The organism is Aquirufa salirivi, assembly GCF_045310485.1.
Taxonomy (GTDB): Bacteria; Bacteroidota; Bacteroidia; order Cytophagales; family Spirosomataceae; genus Aquirufa; species Aquirufa salirivi.
The window spans coordinates 213,562-234,765 of record NZ_JBEWZH010000006.1; the positions used below are offsets into that span (position 1 = coordinate 213,562).

Sequence of the window (21,204 nt, forward strand, 5' to 3'; positions counted from 1 at the left end):
ATGTAATTACATTAAATACAAATGTTTTTAAATATTTTTTTTCAAAATAGGCCTGAATGAATCAAAATCATGTATTTTTGAAACATGTCAAGCTCACTTTCTTTACAATATCCCCTCATTTTAGCGTCTAATTCTCCTCGTCGGAAGGAAATTTTATCGCAAGCTGGTTTTGATTTTTCGATTTTACCAGCAGATATCGATGAATCGATTGATGCAACTTGGCCGATCGAGGAGGTCCCCGGTATATTGGCTGAGAAGAAAGCGAAAGTCTTAGCAACAGCTTGTCCAAATCAATTAATACTAGCAGCCGATACCATAGTAGTGGTAGATGGTCAAATTTTGAATAAGCCAGCAGACAAGCAAGAGGCCCGAGAAATGTTATTATTGCTTTCTGGAAAAGATCATGAAGTATACACAGGAATATCCTTAATTGGCCCTGGAGGAATCAATACCCAAGTAGATCGAGCTATTGTATCTTTTAGGGATTTATTGGATTGGGAAATAGAATGGTATGTCAAAGGAGGATCATCCTTGGATAAAGCAGGCGCCTATGGTGTACAAGATTTTATTGGAATGGTAGGTATTAGCCGTTTAGAAGGCTCTTTCTATACCGTCATGGGTTTACCTATACATCGCGTGTACCACATGATGCAGCCTTATATATTAGAAGGCCGACAGTCGATTTTGCCTTTCTAGTTGATATTTAGATTGAAAAACTCTCCCCACAACCGCAAGTACGGGATGCATTCGGGTTTTTGAATTGGAATCCTTTGCCATTTAAGCCATCTGAAAAATCCAATTCTGTACCTGCTAGGTAAAGGATGGATTTTTTGTCGACCATCACTTTAACTCCTTTATCTTCAAAAATCATATCGCTACTTTGTGGCTCCGCCGCAAAATCCAATTGATACATTAGACCAGAACATCCACCGCCTTCTACTGCGACACGGATATTGTATTCCTCCGTTAAACCTTCTTTAGATCTTAACTCTTTAATGCGGTCGGCTGCTAAATCAGATATAGTTATCATAGTGATGATATTTTGTATTTGATGCAAAATTATAAAAAAAATGGAGAATAATCGCTATTGTTTAGAGTGAATCTAAATAAGCTATGGTTTTTCCAAGGTATAGGTTATAATTTTGTGGTTCAAAGCAAGAATCAAATACAAACATTATGCTGTCAATTAAAAATTTACATGCTTCTATTGGTGAAAAAGAAATTTTAAGGGGAATTGATTTAGAAGTAAAAGCTGGTGAAGTACATGCCATCATGGGACCTAATGGTTCAGGTAAATCTACCTTAGCATCCGTATTAGCGGGTCGCGAGGATTATGAAGTTACGAATGGTTCAGTACAATTTTTAGGAAAAGACTTACTGGATTTAGCTCCAGAAGCTAGAGCTGCTGAAGGCATTTTCTTAGCATTTCAATATCCTATAGAAATCCCTGGTGTATCTACCACTAATTTTTTGAAGTCTGCCGTTAATGAAATTCGCAAATACCGGGGAGAAGATCCCATGGATGCGGTTCAGTTTTTAAAGATGTTCAAAGAAAAAATGGCTTATGTCAATATTGATCAATCGCTTTTGAGTAGAGCTTTGAACGAGGGTTTTTCAGGTGGGGAGAAGAAGCGTAACGAAATTTTCCAAATGGCTGTTTTAGATCCTAAATTAGCTATTCTGGATGAGACAGATTCAGGTTTGGATATTGATGCTTTACGCATTGTAGCGGAGGGTGTTAATAAATTGAAAAGCCCAAATAATGCAACCATTGTAGTTACCCACTACCAACGATTATTGGATTACATCATTCCAGATTATGTACATGTGCTTTATAAGGGACGTATTGTGAAATCGGGAACCAAAGAATTGGCTTTGGAATTAGAAGAAAGAGGTTATGATTGGATTAAATCTGAAGTAGATCAATAAGATATGTTATCAGCTGAATTAAGTACAACATTACAAAATATTGCCCAAACGCTAGATGTAGAATCTGTGCAAGGCAAAGCTCTGAGTCAATTTATGGACAAAGGTTTTCCTACATCAAAATGGGAAGAGTGGAAATACACTTCATTGAAGGATTTTAATGGAATTGACAGAAATTGGTTTCCCAAAGGAAATTCAAATCTGCCTGTTTCAGCCGATTGGGCAGAATTGATTATTCGTTCATCCGATGCTTATCTAAGCATAGACAAGGCTAGTTCAAATGAAGGAATTGAGGTATTGAGTTTTGATGAATTTATTCAAAAATGTCCAGAATTTCAGGAAATTTGGTCAAATAAAAAACCCATTTTAGATCAAAATTCATTATACGATTTGAATGTGGCACTTACTCCACAGCATACCGTATTATGGATTAAAAAAGATGTGGAAATTTCGAATGCAATTCTGCATCAATACCAAGTAAATTCTACAGAAAAAGCATCTTCTGTTCAATCTAGATTATTAATTTACGTAGAGGAAGGAGCAAAGGTTAGCTTAATCGAGCAACAAACGTCAACGGGGACGGCAGATATTTTATCTAATTTTGTCCAAGAGATATTTGTTTCCAAAGGAGCACAATTTACCTATTTGAAAGATCAAGATTTCCAACAGGGTGTGAGCCATATTGACCATACCTTTATTTATCAAGCAGAAGGTAGCCAAGTTGATACCTATACTTTTTCATTGAATGCATCTTTGATTAGGAATAATTTGCATTTCTACATTGAAGGTTCACAGGTAGTTTCCAATTTGAATGGTTTATACATTCCTGGCGAAAATCAATTGATGGATTCCCATACCGTAGTGGATCACCGAATGCCCCATGCTGAATCCAACGAATTGTACAAAGGAGTATTAATGGGAAATGCCACTGGCGTGTTTAATGGGAAGATTTTTGTGCGTCAAGACGCTCAAAAAACCAATGCTTTTCAATCTTGCCGGAACGTATTGGCTTCTACTAGAGCCACCATGAATACAAAACCTCAATTGGAAATTTGGGCAGATGATGTGAAGTGTTCACATGGTACTACAACAGGCCAATTGAATGAAGAGGCATTGTTTTATATGCGTTCCAGAGGGATATCCTTACCAGCTGCAAGAACTTTATTACTATTGGCATTTGTTCAAGAAGTAATCAATAAAGTAGAGCATCCGGTGTTGAGAGAATCTCTTACCGAGAAAATTATTACTAAAATTCAACAATCCGTCGATTTGTCAAATTAGTACCATGGCCAGCATTGAACAAATTCGCTTAGATTTCCCAGTGTTAGACCAACAAGTCAATGGTTCTCCATTGATCTATTTTGATAATGCCGCTACCACCCAAAAGCCGAAAGTAGTATTGGATGCATTGAATAAGTATTATTCTGAAGACAATGCCAATATTCACCGAGGAATACATGCTTTAGCTGAAAGAGCGACAGCAGCTTTTGAATTGACGCGTAAAAAGATTCAATCTTTTTTGCATGCGGAATCAAGTGATCAAATCATATTTACATCTGGGACAACAGCCAGTATCAATTTAGTGGCTCAAACTTTTGGTAGAGCCAATTTTAAAGCTGGAGATAAAATTCTTGTTTCCAATTTGGAGCACCACTCCAACATTGTGCCTTGGCAAATGATTGCATTGGAAAAGGGTGCCGAGGTTTTGGTTATTCCAGTGCTCGATTCAGGGGTATTGGATTTGGGTGAATATCAGAAATTATTGCAAGAAAATACAGTTAAACTAGTGGCAGTAAACCATGTTTCCAATGCCATAGGAACAATAAACCCCATTCAAGAGATGATCGCATTAGCCCATGCCCATGGAGCTAAGATATTGATTGATGGCGCACAATCGGTGGCGCATATGGAAATGGACGTGCAACGTTTTGATATGGACTTTTTTGCCTTTTCGGCCCATAAATTATTTGGACCAACAGGGGTAGGAGTATTATATGGCAAACGTGACTTATTGGAATCTATGCCACCTTATCAAGGAGGAGGGGAGATGATTAAAGAAGTGAGTTTTGCGGGAACTTCTTACAATGAATTACCCTATAAATTTGAAGCAGGTACGCCTAATATTGCAGATGTGATTGCTTTTTCTTCATCTTTTGATTACTTAAACTCACTTGAAAAGGGGTGGGTGGAAAAACAAGAAAATGCATTATTAAGCTATGCGACAGAACAATTAGGACAAATCGATGGTTTAAAAATCATTGGAACGGCACCTAATAAAATTGCAGTTGTGAGTTTTTTGATTGAAGGAACCCATCCTCAAGATATAGGAGTTTTATTAGACAAATTTGGGATTGCTATTCGAACAGGGCACCATTGTGCTCAACCTTTGATGCAACGATTTGATATACCCGGAACTTGTCGGGCTTCTTTCTCGTTCTACAATACCAAAGAGGAAATTGACCGATTTGTAGTTTGTTTGAAACGAGTAGTTATAATGTTATTATAATATGGCTTTGAGTATAAACGATACACAAGAAGAATTGATTGAAGAGTTTGGTCTCTTTGATGATTGGGCTGATAAATATGAGTATTTGATAGACCTAGGTAAGAAATTACCTGGATTATCAGATGAATTTAAGACGGAAGATAACGTTATAAAAGGCTGCCAGAGTCGAGTTTGGCTTCATGCTTTTATGCAAGAAGGGAAATTGATTTTTCAAGCAGATTCAGAAGCAGTCATTGTTAAAGGTTTAATCAGTATGCTGATAAGAGTGCTTTCTGAACATACTCCCTCGGAAATTATGAAAGCAGATTTATACTTCATCGATCGAATTGGAATGAGTCAACATTTAGCTCAAACTCGTTCGAATGGACTGTTATCCATGGTGAAACAAATGAAAAATTATGCACTTGCCTATTCTTCACAAGCTTAAGATATGGAAAATACGACACCAAGTTCAGTGCTAACTGAAGCGGATTTAAAGGAAAAGGTTGTACAGGCCATTAAAACAGTTTACGATCCAGAGATTCCTGTGGATGTATATGAACTAGGTCTGATTTATGAAATCAAGATATTTCCAATCAATAATGTATATGTACTGATGACTTTGACTTCACCATCTTGTCCTTCGGCAGAAAGTATTCCCGTGGATATTGAAAAGGCAATTCGGGAGATTGAAGGTGTGGCAGAGGTTTCCGTGGAATTAACTTTTGATCCGCCATATTCTCAAGATATGATGTCGGAAGTAGCCAAATTAGAACTTGGCTTTATGTAAATAATTATCACATTCAAATTTAAATAGATTAATATGTATCCAGAACATTTAGTACATCCTATGAGGATGGATATCGTAGAGGGTGGATTTCAAGAATTGAAACAAGCCTCAGAAGTGGAAGAAGTGTTAGCGAAACCAGGTACAACTTTATTGTTCATCAATTCAGTTTGTGGTTGTTCTGCTCGCACGGCTCGTCCAGGTGTGAAAGAAGCAGTAGCTGTGTCAACAAAAAAACCAGATACCTTGGTAACAGTTTTTGCTGGTGTTGATCAAGAAGCTACACAAAAAGCAAGAGAGTATACTTTGCCATATCCTCCTTCTTCTCCTTCTATCGCATTATTCAAAGATGGTGAATTGGTTCACTTTGTTGAGCGTCACCATATTGAAGGCCGATCTGCTGAATTGATTTCAGCTCATTTAGAAGGAGTTTTTGAGGAATTCTGCTAGTATAAAAAAAGCCGAAGTATATAGCTTCGGCTTTTTTTTTGGTTTAGCCCTAGCATTGCTAGGGCTTTTGTTTTGATTTAGCCGTAGCAGTGCTAGGGCTTTGGAGCACCACCTACGGCTCCTGTATTACTTGGGGCATTTTCTGCTTTAGCTGCTTTTTTCTTAGCTGCACCTTCATAATCACCAGCCTTAATCAAGGACATTTTCAACAAGTCCAACGTTTTACGAGTAGCTTGTAAAATTTGATCGGATGTCAATGCATTGACTTTTTTGTCTAATTCTTCAGAGAACTTTAAGCTACGATTCAAGAATAAATTGTTATTCAAGGAGTTGCTTAATGCATTATCCTGTGAGCGTGAAACTTGTCTTCCTTGTAACCAAGATTTTTTTGCTTCCTCAATCTCTTTTTCTGTATAACCATCTTTTAAAACCTTTTCAATTTCTTCTTTGAAAGCGGCTTCTAGTTTAGCCAAATTCTCAGGTGCATAAATCGCATAAGTCAAGAAACTCCCAGATTTATCAATTGGGTGTGCACTAAATTGAGATCCAACACCATAAGACAAACCTTCTTTTTGACGAATACGACCCATTAAACGATTAGCAAGTCCTGGACTTCCGCCTAAAATGTAATTACTGATTTCCATAGCCGCATAATCTGGATCTGTATCAGAAATTTTCAAAGGTTGATAAGCTACAAAAAATGCATTGGCCTTGTCAGGAGTTTCAATGGATTTAATGACAGGTTTAACATCTGCCACGATTTCTGGAATTCTTGTATATGGTTTTGAAGACTTCCAAGTTGAAAATTCAGTTTTAATCAAGTCTTTTACTTCATTTTCATCAAAATCTCCAACCGCAGAGAAAGTAGCTGAACTTGCACCATAAAAATTCTTATAGAATGAAACAGCATCCTCTAATTTTGCTGCACTATAAAGAGCCGTTTGCTCAGCTAAAGTTGGGTTATACCGTACATCATTTTTGGCATAATGTCCTGTTCTAACTTGATTCAAAGCTTCAATGGCTTTCGCTTGAGGATCACTTTTTTGAGCATCAATTTGAGTTAAATTTTCTTGTTTTAATTTCTCAAATTCATCAACTGGGAAAACCGGAGTTTTAAGTGCTTCTGCTACTAATTTTAATGCAGGAACTAAGTTTTCACGAGTCGTTTCAACGGAAACATTGGCTTGAGTAGCCCCACCTGTTATTGAAACTCGAGCTTTTAATTTATCTAATTCATCTTGGAATTGCTGGCGAGAATGCTTGGAAGTACCTTTGGTTAACATATCAGCAGCTAAATCAGCTGCGGTAGCTGTTCCCAATAAGGATTTTTCATCACCAAATCTCAGCGTCATGCGTGCATAAACTGAATTACCTCTTGTTTTCTTGGCTAATAAGGCAACTTTAACGGAACCTATAGTTTCCTTTTTAGTTCTGGAATCAATGTTGCTTGGAGAAGGGTCAAATGCTTCTCCTTCTGCCACGGCAGCTCTACCTTTGAAATCTTTTAAGATATCATCTGCTTCTTTCGCATCTGGAATTTCGGCACGATCAGGTTTTTCTGTTGGATAGAATATTCCAGATGTACGATTGGAGGCTTTGAAATATTTTTGCGCCACACGTTGCACATCTTCCGCAGTGATTTTCTCGACTAAATTTCTAGTATGAAATAACAATCTCCAATCTCCCTGAGCAATGTATTCAGATAAACCAACACCTACTCGTTGGGCATTGTTTAATAATAATTCAATGTTTTTAATGTTTTTCTGCTTAATACGATCTACATCAGCTTGGGTTGGAGGAGTCTTAGCAAATTGTTCAATAGTCTCCAACATAATGGTACGTACCGAATCAGCTGATTTATCCTTTGGTACCTCTGCTCCAAAATACACCAAACCAGGTTCTTTTAATTGGAAACTATATCCAAATTGAGACGCCGCTTTTTTCGTATCAATCAATGCTTTGTAAAGTCTTCCTGATGGAGCATCCGTCAATAAATCTACGAATACATCACAAGCAATATAATCAGGATGTAATCCAGATGGAATGTGGTAAGCTGCACCTACGGCTTGAACATCTCCTACACGTCGAAGTGTTACTTGACGCTCTCCATCCTGTGTGGGTTCTCCCGTAAAAGTCTTCGTTAATACACGTTCGGGTTTAGGGATTACACCAAATTTTTGATTGATTAAATTCAACGTCTTTACTGGATCAAATTTTCCAGCTACTAACAATACCGCATTATCAGGTTGATAATATTTCTTATAATATGCCTGCAAGTTCTCAATAGGCACTTTTTCGATATCTGATCGAGCACCAATAGTGGAATTACCATAATTGTGCCACAAGAATGCGGTAGATACAATACGATCACTTAATACCGAACCTGGGTCATTTTCACCCATTTCAAATTCATTCCGAACTACCGTCATTTCTGTCTCCAATTCACTTTTGGCTATTCTAGAATTGATCATACGATCAGCTTCCATATCCAAAGCCCAATCCAAATTTTCATCAGTAGAGGCAAATGTTTCAAAATAATTGGTGCGATCTAACCAAGTGGTTCCATTAAATTGAGCGCCATGGTCCGTAATCTCTTTGGCTACATCTTTATGTTTTTCTTTGGTACCCTTGAATACCATATGTTCCAATAAATGGGACATACCTGTTTCTCCATAACCCTCATGGCGTGAACCCACCAAATAAGTGATGTTGACAGTAACCGTTTGTTTAGATGGATCAGGAAATAATAATACTTTCAAACCATTCCCTAAACGATATTCCGTGATACCTTCCGCAGAAGTGATTTTCTCGGGAATACTTAAGGAACTTGATTTGGCCGAAACGGTCGTTGTTTTTGGCGCTGAGCTTACTGTTTTGGATTTTTGTTGAGCTTGTAGGCCACTAATACCAATGACATACAAGAGTGCAATGATACATGTTCTTTTCATAAAAATTAGGGTTGGAATTTGATAAGTATGGAAAATGCCAAAATGTAGAGAAATAGAAAAGTAATTAGGTATAAGTGGTTTCAAAACTACATGTAAGGTTATTTCTTATACTGCTGGATCAGTTTAAAAATAGCCTTTTGTGTTTCTAAATTTGGGAAAAATTCAAAAATGACTTCATGTTTATCGTAATCCAAAAGAAGACCCGATTCTAGAAAATGAAATGCATCTTTGAATTGACCTGCTTTAATTAGGTAGACAGCAGAGCGATAATATAATTCGGCTTCTTCAGGCAGTTCATCGATGGCCGATAACATAATGTCAGCAGATTTCTCATAATCCTCCAATTCAAAATGCAATTGAGCCCATTTTATCCAAGTAGGAGCAAAAAAAGAATCTAATTCAATCGATTTTTGATATGCTTCATCAGCTGAAAGTGTATTACCTAAATAAGCTTCTACATCCGCTAAACCAGTCCAATAAAGTGGATTGCTTTCATTGAGCTTCAGCGATTTTTTTAAAAAGTGCAAGGCTTCAAACCATTTGTCTAATTCAGTCAAACAAACAGCTAAACCATAATATCCTTCATCCCAAAGTGGATCAATTTTAATGGCTTCTTTGTAGAATTCAATCGCCTCTTTGAATTTCTTTTGTCTTTCTAAACTTGCCCCCAAGCAACAATATAATTCGGGATTGGGCTCATCGTATTTCAAGCATTGACGATAATTTTCTTCCGCTTGCACATAATCTTGTAAGTTCATGTGCGTATTCCCAAGATTGAACAAAGATGAACCGAAATTGGGCTCAATGGCCAAGGAATACTCATACGAATCAATCGCTTTTTCGTATTGCTTGAGTTTAGAATAGGCAATGCCTAAATTATACCAAGCTGTGTAGGAAAAAGGGTCCTCGTCAATGAACTGTTTATAGAAAGGAATACTTTCTTCAATTTTACCAATATCATCCAATGAATTGGCTAATTCTACTAAAGCATTTTCATTTTCTGGATTGATTTCTAAAGCCTTTTTAAACATATCCACCGCCTCCCTAGGCTTAGACCAAGCATGATACGTTAAACCCAATCTAAAATATACTTCGTCTTTTTCATCAGCAATTTCCAATGCAGCCAAAAACACCTCAACGGCCGCTTCATGCTGTTGCATTTGACTGAGCAACGAGCCTTTCACCAACATGATTTCTAAATCTGTTGGGAATAATAGAATAGCATTTTCAATTAATTCCATTCCTTCCTCTGGCTTTTGCATATCGCCAAGAATTTGCGCTTTCAAGGAAATTAATTCTAAGGTATAGGGAAAATGAGTCAAGCCTAAATCACAGGCTTTTAAAGCTTCATCGAATTTGGCATGAACAAAATAGTACTCGGCAATATTTTCTAAAGTCTCAACATCAAAAAAAGAATTTTCATGCTGATAAATCATTTTTTCGAAACGCTGAACAGAAGAATGTATATCTTCCTTGTTTTCATCATAGTTTGGATCCAGCATAAATTTTTGTTGAGATGGAGGAAGCGAACGTTTCCTCTAAAATAAAGAAAATAATTCAGGACTTTAACCTCAATTGGGATTAATTTTGTTCCAAAATAGAAATAATGATGAAGCCTTGTGCAATTATCGACTTAGGTACAAATACCTTCCAATTATTGATTGCACAAAAGCATGTATCCAATGGCGAAATGGAAATTTTAGCCCATGAACAAAGGCCAGTTTCTTTGGGTAAAGGTGCCATGGATTCCAACCTATTGCAAGATGATGCGATGGGAAGAGCCTTTGAAGCATTGAAGGAATTCAAACAAATAGCACTATCATATCAATGTTCAGGAAATCAGGTGATTGCTTTAGGTACCAGTATTTTAAGAAGGGCTAAAAATACGCCTGAATTCGTAGCAAGAGTACAAAGCCAATTGGGGATTCAGGTAGAGATCATTTCCGGGATTAGAGAGGCTGAATTAATCTATCAAGGAATTCAGTCGTCTTTACCTAAACCTTGGCATGCCACAAGCTTAGTCATGGATATTGGTGGAGGAAGTGTGGAATTTATTTTATTTCAAGAAAATCAGGTGCTGGGGAAAATGAGTCTCGAAATAGGTGGACTACAATTACAATCCTTATTTCATGTCCACGGAGAGTATGATCAAAGTCTCGATAGTTCCCTATTAAGTTTCATTCAGCAAGCTTTGGAGCCTTTAGATCAATTATGTCAAAATAATAAGCCTCAAGTTTTGATTGGCGCTGCTGGAGCGTTTGAAACCCTGCTTGACTTAGAATTGGCTCAAATGGAGAAGAAGATGTCCATCTCTAGTTCTTGCCCCTTGTCAATCAATCAATTTCAAAAGAATAAAGACCTCATTGATCAAATATCCTATGAAGAAAGAGTCAAACTACCCGGTATGAAAATGTTCAGGGCTAGTATCTTGCCCTATGCCAATGCCTTAATTTCTCAAGTTTTAGACCGATACCATATACCTGAAATGTGGATTTCTACGTTTAGCCTAAAAGAAGGATATTGGTTTTTTATGCAATCTCAGGCGGATAAATAGAACTAGAGATTTTGAAAAAAAAATCGTAAACTTGTAAACAATTGTAAACCTTATTTAAGACTTATCTTTTATGGCTTTATCGCTAGCTTCCATTCTACTTCAAGCAGGTTCGACTCTCGATTCAGTGTCCGCTGCAGTTTCCGATTCCATAGTCAATGCCCAGCCGGTTCAACAAGCTACCAAAGTAGTGGAAGAGTTCTCTGTACTAGATCTTTTAGGAAAAGGAGGATATGTGATGTATCCCATCGGATTCTTATTTGCAGGAGCAGTTTTCTTGTTTATTGAGCGGTATTTATACATTCGTAAAACAGCCAAGTTGGATGAGAATTTCTTGCATACGATTAACGATATGCTCGTGAATGGGAATGTTCAAGGGGCCATTACCTATTGTAAAACTTCTCAATATCCTATTGCTAAATTATTAGAGAAAGGATTAAGCCGACTAGGTTCTCCTATTCGCGATATAGAGACAGCCATTGAAAATAAAGCCAAAGTGGAAATTTATAACATGGAAAAGAATTTAGGAATCTTGAGCGCTATTGCGCGTATAGCTCCTATGTTTGGATTCTTAGGTACAGTCACGGGTATGATTCGTACCTTTCATAACATTTCTATTTCTAATAAAATTGATATTTCAACCATCGCAGGAGGTATTTATGAGAAAATGGTGACCTCTGCTTCAGGATTAATTGTCGGTATCATCGCCTATGTATTATATACCTTATTAATGACCATGATTGATCGTACAATCAATAAAATGGAAATTACGGCAATTGATTTCTTAGATATCCTACATAAACCAGCTAATAAAGTTTAATAGGTATGAATTTTAGAAAACGAAATAGAGAAGCCTCGGAAGTTGAAACAGGAGCATTAGCAGATATTTTATTCTTCTTGCTCATGTTCTTCTTGATGATTTCCACCTTAGCTTCACCAGATGCTATTAAGCTTCTGCTTCCTGAAACAGCTAAACCAGCGCCAACTCCTGCTAATGAGGTGGTTCGCTTAACTGTTGATGAGAATAGGAATTACTTCATCGATGACAATCCGGTTGATTTTGCCAATTTAGAAACAGCGTTGACGCAAGCAGTATCCGCCAAGAAAGCAGCTACTTTAATTGTACGCATGGATCGCAATCAAACGGTTCAGGAATTGACGAACGTATATGATTTAGCTGCCAAATTGAACCTATCTATGGTGATGGCAGCAGAAAAGAAAAAATAACATGGAGGGCTATATCCTTATTGCCCTAAAATCAATAGCCGTCTACGTATTCATCGTGGCGGCTATTCGTCTTTTTGGAAAGCGAGAATTTGCCCAATTATCCGTGGTGGATGTCGTTTTTATCTTACTAATATCTAATTCTGTTCAAACTGCTATGGTTGGAAACGACACTACTTTGATAGGTGGTTTGGTAGCTGCTTTGGCTTTATTTATCATGAATTTTACCTTAAAAAAGGTCATGATTTCCAACAAAATATTTTCCAAAGTGATCGATGGTGAACCTATTTTGCTGATTTATCAAGGTGCATTAAAAACTGCTGGATTGAAAGAAGCTAACTTAACGAAGGAAGAATTAGAGGCGGCTATTCGAGAGCACGGCGTAGAAAAAATGGAAGATGTGAATCTGGCTGTTTTTGAAGTAGATGGAAATATATCCGTTCTTTCCGAAAACTATCAAAAAATATCGAAAAGACGCCATGGAGGTCATCGAATTATAGGAAAAAATACCGCCTAATCTCGTATATTTGTCGAATTCTTGCCTGTTTGTAGAGGCAAGTATCATTTTCTCTTCTTTATTAATGGAAAAAATTTTAAAATTCGGAGGGACCAGTTGTGGAAGCGTCGAGAGTATCCAATCCGTCTTATCCGTCATTGAATCCAATTGGAAATCATCAAAACAGTTTGCCGTGGTATTTTCCGCAATGAGCGGAGTTACCAACTCGTTGTTGGAGGCAGGTAAATTAGCATCACAAGGTAAAGAACCTTATTTGCCATTGATTGAATCCATCGAAACAAGGCATTTCGAAGTCATTAAGCACTTCATTCCCTTAAAAGGACAATCCCAAGTTATAGCCCAAATTCGTACCCTAGTGAATGAATTAAGGGACGTATTAAAGGGTATTGCTTTAGTCAAAGAAAATTCCCCAAAAACCTCGGATTTATTGGTCAGTTTTGGGGAGCGATTATCCACCTCTTTGATTACGGCCATCTTAAAAGAAAAAGGCTTGCCTGTTTTCTTTGTTGATGCTCGTCAGTTCATAAAAACCAATGATACCTTTGGGAAATCAGAGGTTGACTTTGCTCAAACCAATACCTTGATTCAAGCTTTTTTTGAGCAACATGCTCAGGAAATCTGTTTGATCACAGGATTTATTGGTTCGAATGCTCTTGGAGAAACAACGACACTCGGTCGTGGGGGCTCAGATTATACCGCTTCGGTCATTGGGGCTGCTTTAGGCGTTAAAGAAATTGAAATTTGGACGGACGTAGATGGTATGATGACTGCCGATCCACGTAAAGTGACTAATGCCTTTACCATTCCTTCCATCAGTTATGCGGAAGCCATGGAATTGACACACTTTGGTGCCAAAGTGATATACCCACCTTCTTTACAGCCAGCTTTCGCAAAAAATATCCCCATTCGAGTGTTGAATACCTTTAACTTGAACTTTAAAGGGACAGTTGTTAGTAAGGAACAAAAACCCAATCCATACATTATTACGGGTATTAGTTCCATTGATTCCTTGGCCCTAGTTAATTTACAAGGATCAGGAATGATAGGCGTAGCTGGGGTTTCGGCTAAATTATTTACTGTGTTAGCTCGAGAAAAAATATCAGTCATATTAATTTCTCAGGCTTCTTCCGAACACTCGATTTGTTTTGCCATAGAACCGCAAAATGCGGTTCGAGTGAGAGAAATTTTGGAAGCAGAATTCGCACAAGAGATGCTAATCGGTGATATTGAGGGCATTGATATTCAATCCAATTTGTCCGTTATAGCCGTGGTAGGAGAGGGTATGCGCAAGCACACAGGTGTAAGTGGTAAATTGTTTTCTGTTTTAGGTAAAAACGGGATTAACATTGTGGCAACCGCCCAAGGTTCTTCCGAATTAAATATATCCGTAGTCATTGAGCAGAAGGATTTATCCAAAGCTCTGAATGTCATCCATGAAACCTTCTTCTTTTCGAAGTTAAAAACATTGCATTTGTTTTTAGTGGGCACGGGATTAATTGGTAAGACTCTATTGGATCAATTAGCTGGACAAGAACGCTATTTGGCCAAATATCGTGGACTGAAAGTCAAATTGGTGGGTATTGCTAATTCAAGACAACAGCTCATTCAAGAAAAAGGAATTGATGTAAAATCGGCCTTAGATCAATTGGCACAACAGGGGAAATCTCAAGATTTGCCTGCCTTTATTGAAAAAATAAAAGCCCTTAATTTACCAAATTCCATTTTTGCGGATTGTACTGCAGATAAACAAATTTATTCCCATTATTTAGGATTATTTAAGTCGAATATTTCCGTTGTAACTCCCAATAAAGTGGCCAATTCTGGCCCTTATCCTTTGTATGCGGAGTTACACCAAACAGCTTTAGAAAAAGGAGTCAAATTTTTATACGAAACCAATGTAGGAGCAGGTTTGCCTGTTATTAATACCTTACAAGGATTAATTGCCTCAGGTGATCGATTTGAAAAAATTGAGGGTATTTTATCAGGTACTTTATCCTATATCTTCAATCAATTTAAACCCGGGCGCTCATTTGCAGAAGTGTTGAGGGAAGCCAAGGCTAAAGGATATACCGAACCTGATCCTAGAGAAGATTTGAGCGGTATGGATGTAGCTCGGAAAATTTTGATTTTAAGTCGTGAAATTGGTCTCAAACTGGAGTTTACAGATATCACCATAGAAAAAATTATTCCTTCAGCTTGTGAACATGCTGCTACGGTCGATGATTTCTTTTTGGAATTAGAAAAGGCTAACGATTATTTTGAAAAAATGGTCGCCTCAGCATCTGAAAGAGGTCATGTTTTACGTTATATAGCAGCTTTAGAAAATCAAAAAATCACGATTGGTTTGCGTGAAATCGATGCACAACACCCTTTCTATCAAATGGATGGAGCTGATAATGTTATTGCTTTTACCACCAAACGATACCACGATCGCCCATTAGTAATTAAAGGACCAGGGGCAGGTGCTGAGGTGACAGCTTCTGGTGTATTTGCCGATATTGTTTCAATGGGTAGCTATTTAGCATAATATGGAAAAGATACGTGTTTATGCCCCTGCAACAGTTGCCAATGTCGCTTGTGGATTTGATATTTTCGGATTTGCGGTCAATCGACCTGGAGATGAAATTGTCTTAGAGAAAAGAGCTGAACCTGGAATTAGCATCATTGAAATAACGGGTGATGATGGTCGTTTGCCAAGGGAAGTTGAAAAAAATACCGCTGGCATAGCCATACAAAAATACTTGGCGCATATCGGCCGTGAAGATCAAGGATTTAATTTATCCTTGCACAAAGACATGCCATTAGGTTCGGGATTGGGATCTTCGGCTGCTTCGGCCGTGGCAGGAGTTTTTGCCGCCAATGAATTGATGGCTAAGCCTTTGACCCAGAAAGAATTACTTCCATTCGCTATGGAAGGAGAACGTGTAGCTTGTGGTTCTGCTCATGCTGACAATGTTGGACCTAGTTTATTGGGTGGATTCATCATCATTCGAAGTTACGATCCATTGGATATTATTCAAATTGCGACACCCTCTGATTTATATGCCAGTATTGTGCATCCGCACATTGAAGTCAATACCAAAGATGCGCGAGGTATTTTAGATAAAGAGATTTCTTTGTCGACCACTATAACACAAATGGGAAATGTCGCTGGTTTGGTTGCAGGATTAATGCTTCCTGATTACGCCTTGATTGGTCGTTCCCTCGTGGATGTCATTATTGAACCTTCTCGGGCTATTTTAATTCCTCAATTTGCTGAGGTGAAAGCGGCTGCTTTACAAGCAGGGGCCTTGGGTTGTTCCATTTCGGGTTCTGGTCCTTCTTTGTTTGCCTTATCAAAAGGAGAAGAAGTAGCAAAGCAAGTAGCAGAAGCTATGCGGGATCAGTTTGCTCTAGTAGGCATTGGTTCGGATATATTCGTCTCTCCGATTAACCAACAAGGCCCCATGATATTGCCTAATTAGGCTTTGGGGTGAGCTTGAGAATAAATTTCCTTTATTTTTTCCATGGAATTATGGGTGTAGACCTGGGTTGCCGCTAAGTTAGCATGTCCAAGTAGCTCCTTAATCGCATTTAAATCAGCTCCATTGTTCAATAAATGGGTAGCATAGGTATGTCGTAGCACATGGGGAGAAAGTTTCTCTAAGGTGCTAATCTCGCCTAATTGTTTTTTGACTAGCCTTTGTACCATCATGGGATATACTGGCTTCCCTTTATTGTCGACAATAAAATACAAACTTTCAAAGGGACAAACGGTCAAATATCGCTGAATGAGTTGTAAAAGAAATGCAGGAATAGGGATAATTCTTTCTTTATTTCTTTTCCCCAAAACACGTAATGTCGCTTGAGGTAGATTAATATGGCTTTTTTGAAGGGAAATAAGTTCTGCCAAACGCATACCTGTCCCATACAATAAGTATAAAATCAATTGATCTCTGATGGTTCCGAAGTCTTGATTTGTATCATCAATTTTAGGGATTTCAGCCATTTCACTTTCGCGTAGAAACTGAGGAAGTTTTTTCCTAGTTTTAATGGTTCGAATGGATAAAAGGGGGTTTTCTTGGATACGACCTTTTTGCAGTAGAAATTTATAAAAGGTACGTAGACTCGCTAATTTTCGATTTATACTACGATTTTCTAGGGAATTTTCAGACAAATGAACTAACCAAAGTCGGATTTGACTGGACGATACTTCGGTCAAAGGAAGGAATTGATGCTGCTCTTCAAGAAAGAGGCTAAACTGTTTTAAATCAGTCGCATAGGAGATAATCGTGTGCGGACTGCATCGCCGCTCCACCGATAAATGCTCTAAAAAAAAATTGACTACGTCCGAATTCATCACTCGAAAGTAGTCAATTATTGGAAATTAGGGGAATTAGTTATTGATATTCCCGTAAGTTTTTTGCTTGTAAGACGCACGAATCAATTCAGTACGGCGAGCGATAGATGGTTTTTCGAAAGCAGATCTTCTACGCAATTCTTTAACTACACCTGTCTTCTCGAACTTCTTTTTGAATCGCTTTAATGCTTTGTCTATTGACTCGTTTTCTTTGATTGAAATTATTAACATGTACGTAATGATTTTTAAAATGTCCGCAAATATAACTCTTAGTTTTTTTACATGCAAACCTAAATTCAAGATTTTAAGAGATTTATTCGAGTTCAAAATGCTGTTTTTTAGCTAAATTTGTATTTCATTTTAATTAGAGATATGTCAGAATTTAAACGGACTACTGTTACTGCAGCATTAATTTATGCCAACGGGCCTATTCATATTGGTCATTTGGCTGGTTGTTATTTACCTGCAGATATCTATGTTCGTTTTTTACGTCTTCAAAACAAAGACGTCATTTTTGTTTCTGGAACGGATGAACATGGCGTTCCTATCACCATTAAGGCTCAAAAAGAGGGGAAAACACCACAGGAAGTGGTGGATTATTTTTATAAAGAAATTAAGCAATCATTTGAAGATTTTGGTATTTCATTTGATATCTACGGTAGAACTTCAGATCCAGTTCACCACAAAATCTCTCAAGATTTCTTTTTGAAGTTATACCAAGAAGGGAAGTTTATAGAGGAGGTGACGGAACAGTATTACGATGAAGAAGCGGGTCAATTTTTAGCAGATCGCTACATTGTAGGAGAGTGTCCAAGTTGCCACCAGCCTGGAGCTTATGGAGATCAATGCGAAAAATGTGGATCTACTTTGTCGCCCAATGAGCTAATCAATCCAAAATCTACCTTGAGTGGATCTGCGCCTTCCTTGCGGCCAACGAAAAACTGGTTTTTACCCTTGGACACTTGGCAACCTGAACTGGAGAAATATGTAGCTTCTCATCCTGAATGGAAGCCTAATGTATCGGGACAAGTTAAATCTTGGTTAAATGATGGATTAAAGCCGCGCGCTATGACCCGTGATTTATCTTGGGGTGTTCCAGTGCCCATTGAAGGAAATGAGGGAAAGGTGCTGTATGTGTGGTTTGATGCACCTATTGGATATATTTCTATGACGAGTCAATTAAGACCTGATTGGGAGAAATATTGGAAAGACAAGGATAGCCGAATTGTACATTTTATTGGAAAAGATAATATTGTATTTCATTGTTTGATTTTTCCTGCCATGTGTATGGCTCATGGAGAATATCAATTAGCCGATCAGGTTCCTGCGAATGAATTCATGAATTTAGAAGGTGATAAAATATCTACTTCAAGGAATTGGGCGGTTTGGTTGCATGAATATTTGAAAGAATTCCCAGGGAAACAGGATGTATTACGCTATGCATTAACTGCCTCTAGTCCTGAGACCAAGGATGCGGATTTTACTTGGGCAGATTTTCAGACAAAGAACAATTCTGAATTAGTTGCCATTTTGGGCAATTTTGTCAATCGGGTTTTTGTATTATTGGATAAGAATTTTGAATCCAAGGTTCCTGCTAAATTAGAGGATTCTGTACTGGAAAAAGATTTAAAGCAAGCATTAAGTGAGATTCCAGACAAATTGGCTGCGGCTTTGGAAGGGTATAAATTTAGAGATGCTTTGGTCTATGCTATGGAGGTAGCTCGATTGGGTAATAAGTACCTGGCAGAAGCTGAACCCTGGAAGCTGATGAAAGAAAATCCTGAGAAAGCGGGACATGTATTGAATTATGCGATTCAATTAGTGTCTCATGTCAGTTTAGCTTTAGAACCTTTCTTACCATTTACAACGCAAAAATTAAGAGATGCCTTGGGGATAGAGAAGGCAGATTGGTCGCTTTTGGGTGATTTTGACAGTGTTCCTGTAGGTACAGTATTGAAAAACCCAGGTTTATTGTTTGAGAAATTGGAAGATGATGTCATTCAAAAGCAGGTGGACAAATTGAATCAAACCAAGCAACAGATGTTATTGCTGTCTAAACAGCCAAATCCAATCAAGGAAACCATTGATTTCGAAAGTTTTGCGAAGATGGATATTCGTATTGGTCAGGTGATTGCAGCTGAAAAAATGGAAAAGAGCAAGAAGTTGCTGAAATTATCGGTTGATGATGGAATTAGACAACGTACCATTTTAAGCGGAATAGCGGAGCATTTTCAAGTGGAAGAGGTAATTGGAAGAAAAGTTACTTTCTTAGCGAATCTAGCTCCACGAAAAATGATGGGTTTAGAAAGTGAAGGAATGATTTTAATGGCTGAAGGACAAGATGGAAAATTGTCCTTTATTCAGCCAGATTCGGGAATTTGGAATGGGGCTTCTGTGAGTTAAAAATGGACTTTAAGGGCATAAAAATAAGGTCAGAAGAAGCTTCTGGCCTTATTTATTTAACCTCTAAACCTATTTAACTATGAAAATTTATACAAATATATATGATTTCTTAGAATAATATAAGATTAATGCAAAAAAAATTATTGTATCATTTAGATTAAATAAAAAAGGTGTCGTTATGAACAACACCTTTTTTTATTACCTCTAAACCTATTTAACTATGAAAACTACTTACAATCTAATTTTTAAATACAACAATCAATTCTGGACTTTGTTCAAATTCAAAATCTAATTTTGATTCGATTACTGGTTCTTGACCTAAAATAGCCCAGATCGTATTGATGGCTTTCGCCGATTTGTTAATTTCTTTCATCCAGTTTAACGATTTTTCATCAGAGAAATTTTGCGCTTGGCGTGAAATTGTCTGGATAGTTTGGTTAAACGTGATTTTATCTTGTTTGTTTACAAGTAAGTATTCTGCCTTGCCGTTTTGATAATCTTCTAATATAGAGATAGTTAGGCTAGCCGCAGATGGCTTAGTTGCTTTGTGATCTTTCTTTATAAAATTCTGAATAACTTCAGATAAAGTTTCCTTCTTGATAGACAAATTACTTGTCGACGTTTCGTTGTTACGAGTTGTACCGCTTGCTTTTGTTTCCGCTCCGATTAGGCTTAGTCCCACTAAACAGCTAATCACTAATAAATTCTTTTTCATAAGTTTTGTTATATTTATTTCCTAAATCAACAATACAAAATTATTGTATTTTTTCGATATAGCAAAACTTGAATTTAGACAATTTGTGTTTCAAAAATTCTTAAAATTTGTTATTTCAATACTAAAACAGAATTTATATAAAGTTTTATGTATTATTTCAAAATATAATTTGGCAATACTTCTTGATACATTTTGATAATTCTAATTTAAAAATTTAGGAATAATTCAAAAATTATTTAAAAAGTACAATTACTGATTGTATTTATTCATTGTTTGTTGGATACCTTCTAAGCAAAATGTTTCCATGAAGGGAATAGACCTCTCTAGTACCTCTGGAATAAGTCCTAATTCTTCTTCGGAAAAGTTACTTAGTACATATTCGGCTTGTCTACCTTTTGGGAAATTGTCACCAATCCCCATCCGTAAGCGTGGATATTCACTACTCAGAAGACTAGCTTCAATACTTTTTAAACCATTATGTCCACCGCTGGATCCTTTGGGTTTTAAACGTAGTGTTTCAAAAGGTAGGGCTAGGTCATCTACGAGGATTAACATATTTTCTTTAGGTACTTTAAGATGTTGCATCCAATAATTCACCGCTTTACCACTTAAATTCATGTAGGTATTGGGTTTGATGAGGTAGATTTGATGTCCTTTTAGTTTGTAGGAACATTGGCTGGCGTATCTATCCGGTGAAAATTTTAGCTCTTTGAGTTTAGCTAAATAATCTAAAGCCATAAATCCAATATTGTGGCGGGTAAATAAATATTCTGGACCAATGTTGCCTAATCCTACAATCAGATAATTCATAATTCAATTTTTGACAAAAGTACATGCAAATTTTTTAGAAGACAGCTTT

The 21,204-nt window shown here is 37.2% G+C and carries 21 protein-coding genes; 14 read left to right on the plus strand and 7 right to left on the minus strand.

All coding sequences use genetic code 11. The features are described 5' to 3' along the window. The first annotated feature begins 84 nt into the window (after positions 1-84). Entirely contained in the window at positions 85-696 is a 612-nt protein-coding gene (locus U0R11_RS09890) for a Maf family protein (RefSeq protein WP_406751535.1), read from the plus strand. Positions 697-703: 7 nt separating this feature from the next. Here U0R11_RS09890 and U0R11_RS09895 read toward each other — a convergent pair whose 3' ends face one another. After that, entirely contained in the window at positions 704-1,030 is a 327-nt protein-coding gene (locus tag U0R11_RS09895) for a HesB/IscA family protein (RefSeq protein WP_109323223.1), read from the minus strand. A 146-nt stretch (positions 1,031-1,176) separates the two neighbouring features. Between U0R11_RS09895 and sufC the strand changes: the two genes are divergently transcribed. Genes sufC through U0R11_RS09925 form a run of 6 tightly spaced genes read left to right on the plus strand, consistent with a single transcriptional unit; the run spans position 1,177 to position 5,648 of the window. Further along, positions 1,177-1,929 (plus strand): Fe-S cluster assembly ATPase SufC, encoded by a 753-nt coding sequence (sufC, locus tag U0R11_RS09900; protein WP_406751536.1) that lies wholly within the window; start codon positions 1,177-1,179, stop codon positions 1,927-1,929. 3 nt (positions 1,930-1,932) lie between these two features. Then, positions 1,933-3,207: a Fe-S cluster assembly protein SufD gene (sufD, locus tag U0R11_RS09905; RefSeq protein ID WP_406751537.1), complete on the plus strand. Its 1,275-nt coding sequence runs from the start codon at positions 1,933-1,935 to the stop codon at positions 3,205-3,207. A 4-nt stretch (positions 3,208-3,211) separates the two neighbouring features. After that, positions 3,212-4,432 (plus strand): aminotransferase class V-fold PLP-dependent enzyme, encoded by a 1,221-nt coding sequence (locus U0R11_RS09910; protein WP_406751538.1) that lies wholly within the window; start codon positions 3,212-3,214, stop codon positions 4,430-4,432. Between the two features lie 7 nt (positions 4,433-4,439). Beyond that, the gene (locus U0R11_RS09915) at positions 4,440-4,859 is read left to right on the plus strand and encodes a SufE family protein (RefSeq protein WP_406751580.1); all 420 of its coding nucleotides are present in this window, start codon (positions 4,440-4,442) and stop codon (positions 4,857-4,859) included. 3 nt (positions 4,860-4,862) lie between these two features. Continuing rightward, positions 4,863-5,201, plus strand: a complete 339-nt coding sequence (locus U0R11_RS09920; RefSeq protein ID WP_166228624.1) for an iron-sulfur cluster assembly protein — start codon at positions 4,863-4,865, stop codon at positions 5,199-5,201. A gap of 33 nt (positions 5,202-5,234) precedes the next feature. Continuing rightward, positions 5,235-5,648, plus strand: coding sequence for a BrxA/BrxB family bacilliredoxin (locus U0R11_RS09925; RefSeq protein ID WP_406751539.1), 414 nt, complete (start codon positions 5,235-5,237; stop codon positions 5,646-5,648). Positions 5,649-5,740: 92 nt separating this feature from the next. Here the strand turns inward: U0R11_RS09925 and U0R11_RS09930 are convergent, their stop codons facing one another. Beyond that, positions 5,741-8,596 carry a M16 family metallopeptidase gene (locus U0R11_RS09930; protein ID WP_406751540.1) on the minus strand — a complete coding sequence of 952 codons (2,856 nt, stop codon included), beginning with the start codon at positions 8,594-8,596 and terminating at the stop codon, positions 5,741-5,743. 98 nt (positions 8,597-8,694) lie between these two features. Next, positions 8,695-10,098: a tetratricopeptide repeat protein gene (locus U0R11_RS09935; protein WP_406751541.1), complete on the minus strand. Its 1,404-nt coding sequence runs from the start codon at positions 10,096-10,098 to the stop codon at positions 8,695-8,697. Between the two features lie 104 nt (positions 10,099-10,202). Here U0R11_RS09935 and U0R11_RS09940 point away from each other — a divergent pair, with 104 nt between their 5' ends. From U0R11_RS09940 to U0R11_RS09965, 6 genes are all read left to right on the plus strand, one after another. Then, positions 10,203-11,150: a Ppx/GppA phosphatase family protein gene (locus U0R11_RS09940; protein WP_406751542.1), complete on the plus strand. Its 948-nt coding sequence runs from the start codon at positions 10,203-10,205 to the stop codon at positions 11,148-11,150. A gap of 70 nt (positions 11,151-11,220) precedes the next feature. Further along, a complete protein-coding gene (locus U0R11_RS09945) occupies positions 11,221-11,967 on the plus strand; it encodes a MotA/TolQ/ExbB proton channel family protein (RefSeq protein WP_109323214.1) in 747 nt (248 codons plus the stop codon). Positions 11,968-11,972: 5 nt separating this feature from the next. Then, the gene (locus tag U0R11_RS09950) at positions 11,973-12,374 is read left to right on the plus strand and encodes an ExbD/TolR family protein (protein ID WP_406751543.1); all 402 of its coding nucleotides are present in this window, start codon (positions 11,973-11,975) and stop codon (positions 12,372-12,374) included. 1 nt (position 12,375) lies between these two features. Beyond that, a complete protein-coding gene (locus tag U0R11_RS09955; RefSeq protein ID WP_166375560.1) occupies positions 12,376-12,888 on the plus strand; it encodes a DUF421 domain-containing protein in 513 nt (170 codons plus the stop codon). A 64-nt stretch (positions 12,889-12,952) separates the two neighbouring features. Beyond that, positions 12,953-15,415 carry a bifunctional aspartate kinase/homoserine dehydrogenase I gene (thrA, locus tag U0R11_RS09960; RefSeq protein WP_406751544.1) on the plus strand — a complete coding sequence of 821 codons (2,463 nt, stop codon included), beginning with the start codon at positions 12,953-12,955 and terminating at the stop codon, positions 15,413-15,415. Position 15,416: 1 nt separating this feature from the next. Continuing rightward, positions 15,417-16,352, plus strand: coding sequence for a homoserine kinase (locus U0R11_RS09965; protein ID WP_406751545.1), 936 nt, complete (start codon positions 15,417-15,419; stop codon positions 16,350-16,352). Here U0R11_RS09965 and U0R11_RS09970 read toward each other — a convergent pair. Together U0R11_RS09970 and rpsU are read right to left on the minus strand one after the other, a co-directional pair. Next, a complete protein-coding gene (locus U0R11_RS09970; RefSeq protein ID WP_406751546.1) occupies positions 16,349-17,227 on the minus strand; it encodes a tyrosine-type recombinase/integrase in 879 nt (292 codons plus the stop codon). The genes U0R11_RS09965 and U0R11_RS09970 overlap by 4 nt on opposite strands. A 36-nt stretch (positions 17,228-17,263) precedes the next feature. After that, a complete protein-coding gene (rpsU, locus tag U0R11_RS09975; protein ID WP_109323208.1) occupies positions 17,264-17,458 on the minus strand; it encodes a 30S ribosomal protein S21 in 195 nt (64 codons plus the stop codon). Between the two features lie 141 nt (positions 17,459-17,599). Here rpsU and metG point away from each other — a divergent pair, with 141 nt between their 5' ends. Beyond that, positions 17,600-19,630 (plus strand): methionine--tRNA ligase, encoded by a 2,031-nt coding sequence (metG, locus tag U0R11_RS09980; RefSeq protein ID WP_406751547.1) that lies wholly within the window; start codon positions 17,600-17,602, stop codon positions 19,628-19,630. Between the two features lie 238 nt (positions 19,631-19,868). On the opposite strand, the gene U0R11_RS09985 is transcribed toward metG, so the two are convergent. Next, positions 19,869-20,345, minus strand: a complete 477-nt coding sequence (locus tag U0R11_RS09985) for a hypothetical protein (RefSeq protein ID WP_406751548.1) — start codon at positions 20,343-20,345, stop codon at positions 19,869-19,871. 249 nt (positions 20,346-20,594) lie between these two features. Then, positions 20,595-21,155, minus strand: coding sequence for an aminoacyl-tRNA hydrolase (gene pth, locus U0R11_RS09990; protein WP_406751549.1), 561 nt, complete (start codon positions 21,153-21,155; stop codon positions 20,595-20,597). Positions 21,156-21,204 lie beyond the last annotated feature (49 nt).

Bases quoted from the DNA above. Each gene is read 5' to 3' on its own strand.
- U0R11_RS09940 (WP_406751542.1), top strand. From the start codon at position 10,203: ATGATGAAGCCTTGTGCAATTATCGACTTAGGTACAAATACCTTCCAA.
- U0R11_RS09925 (WP_406751539.1), top strand. From the start codon at position 5,235: ATGTATCCAGAACATTTAGTACATCCTATGAGGATGGATATCGTAGAG.
- U0R11_RS09950 (WP_406751543.1), top strand. From the start codon at position 11,973: ATGAATTTTAGAAAACGAAATAGAGAAGCCTCGGAAGTTGAAACAGGA.
- U0R11_RS09945 (WP_109323214.1), top strand. From the start codon at position 11,221: ATGGCTTTATCGCTAGCTTCCATTCTACTTCAAGCAGGTTCGACTCTC.
- U0R11_RS09935 (WP_406751541.1), bottom strand. From the start codon at position 10,098: ATGCTGGATCCAAACTATGATGAAAACAAGGAAGATATACATTCTTCT.
- rpsU (WP_109323208.1), bottom strand. From the start codon at position 17,458: ATGTTAATAATTTCAATCAAAGAAAACGAGTCAATAGACAAAGCATTA.
- U0R11_RS09910 (WP_406751538.1), top strand. From the start codon at position 3,212: ATGGCCAGCATTGAACAAATTCGCTTAGATTTCCCAGTGTTAGACCAA.
- sufD (WP_406751537.1), top strand. From the start codon at position 1,933: ATGTTATCAGCTGAATTAAGTACAACATTACAAAATATTGCCCAAACG.
- U0R11_RS09895 (WP_109323223.1), bottom strand. From the start codon at position 1,030: ATGATAACTATATCTGATTTAGCAGCCGACCGCATTAAAGAGTTAAGA.
- U0R11_RS09930 (WP_406751540.1), bottom strand. From the start codon at position 8,596: ATGAAAAGAACATGTATCATTGCACTCTTGTATGTCATTGGTATTAGT.
- metG (WP_406751547.1), top strand. From the start codon at position 17,600: ATGTCAGAATTTAAACGGACTACTGTTACTGCAGCATTAATTTATGCC.
- thrA (WP_406751544.1), top strand. From the start codon at position 12,953: ATGGAAAAAATTTTAAAATTCGGAGGGACCAGTTGTGGAAGCGTCGAG.
- U0R11_RS09985 (WP_406751548.1), bottom strand. From the start codon at position 20,345: ATGAAAAAGAATTTATTAGTGATTAGCTGTTTAGTGGGACTAAGCCTA.
- U0R11_RS09890 (WP_406751535.1), top strand. From the start codon at position 85: ATGTCAAGCTCACTTTCTTTACAATATCCCCTCATTTTAGCGTCTAAT.
- U0R11_RS09965 (WP_406751545.1), top strand. From the start codon at position 15,417: ATGGAAAAGATACGTGTTTATGCCCCTGCAACAGTTGCCAATGTCGCT.
- U0R11_RS09955 (WP_166375560.1), top strand. From the start codon at position 12,376: ATGGAGGGCTATATCCTTATTGCCCTAAAATCAATAGCCGTCTACGTA.
- sufC (WP_406751536.1), top strand. From the start codon at position 1,177: ATGCTGTCAATTAAAAATTTACATGCTTCTATTGGTGAAAAAGAAATT.
- pth (WP_406751549.1), bottom strand. From the start codon at position 21,155: ATGAATTATCTGATTGTAGGATTAGGCAACATTGGTCCAGAATATTTA.
- U0R11_RS09970 (WP_406751546.1), bottom strand. From the start codon at position 17,227: ATGAATTCGGACGTAGTCAATTTTTTTTTAGAGCATTTATCGGTGGAG.
- U0R11_RS09920 (WP_166228624.1), top strand. From the start codon at position 4,863: ATGGAAAATACGACACCAAGTTCAGTGCTAACTGAAGCGGATTTAAAG.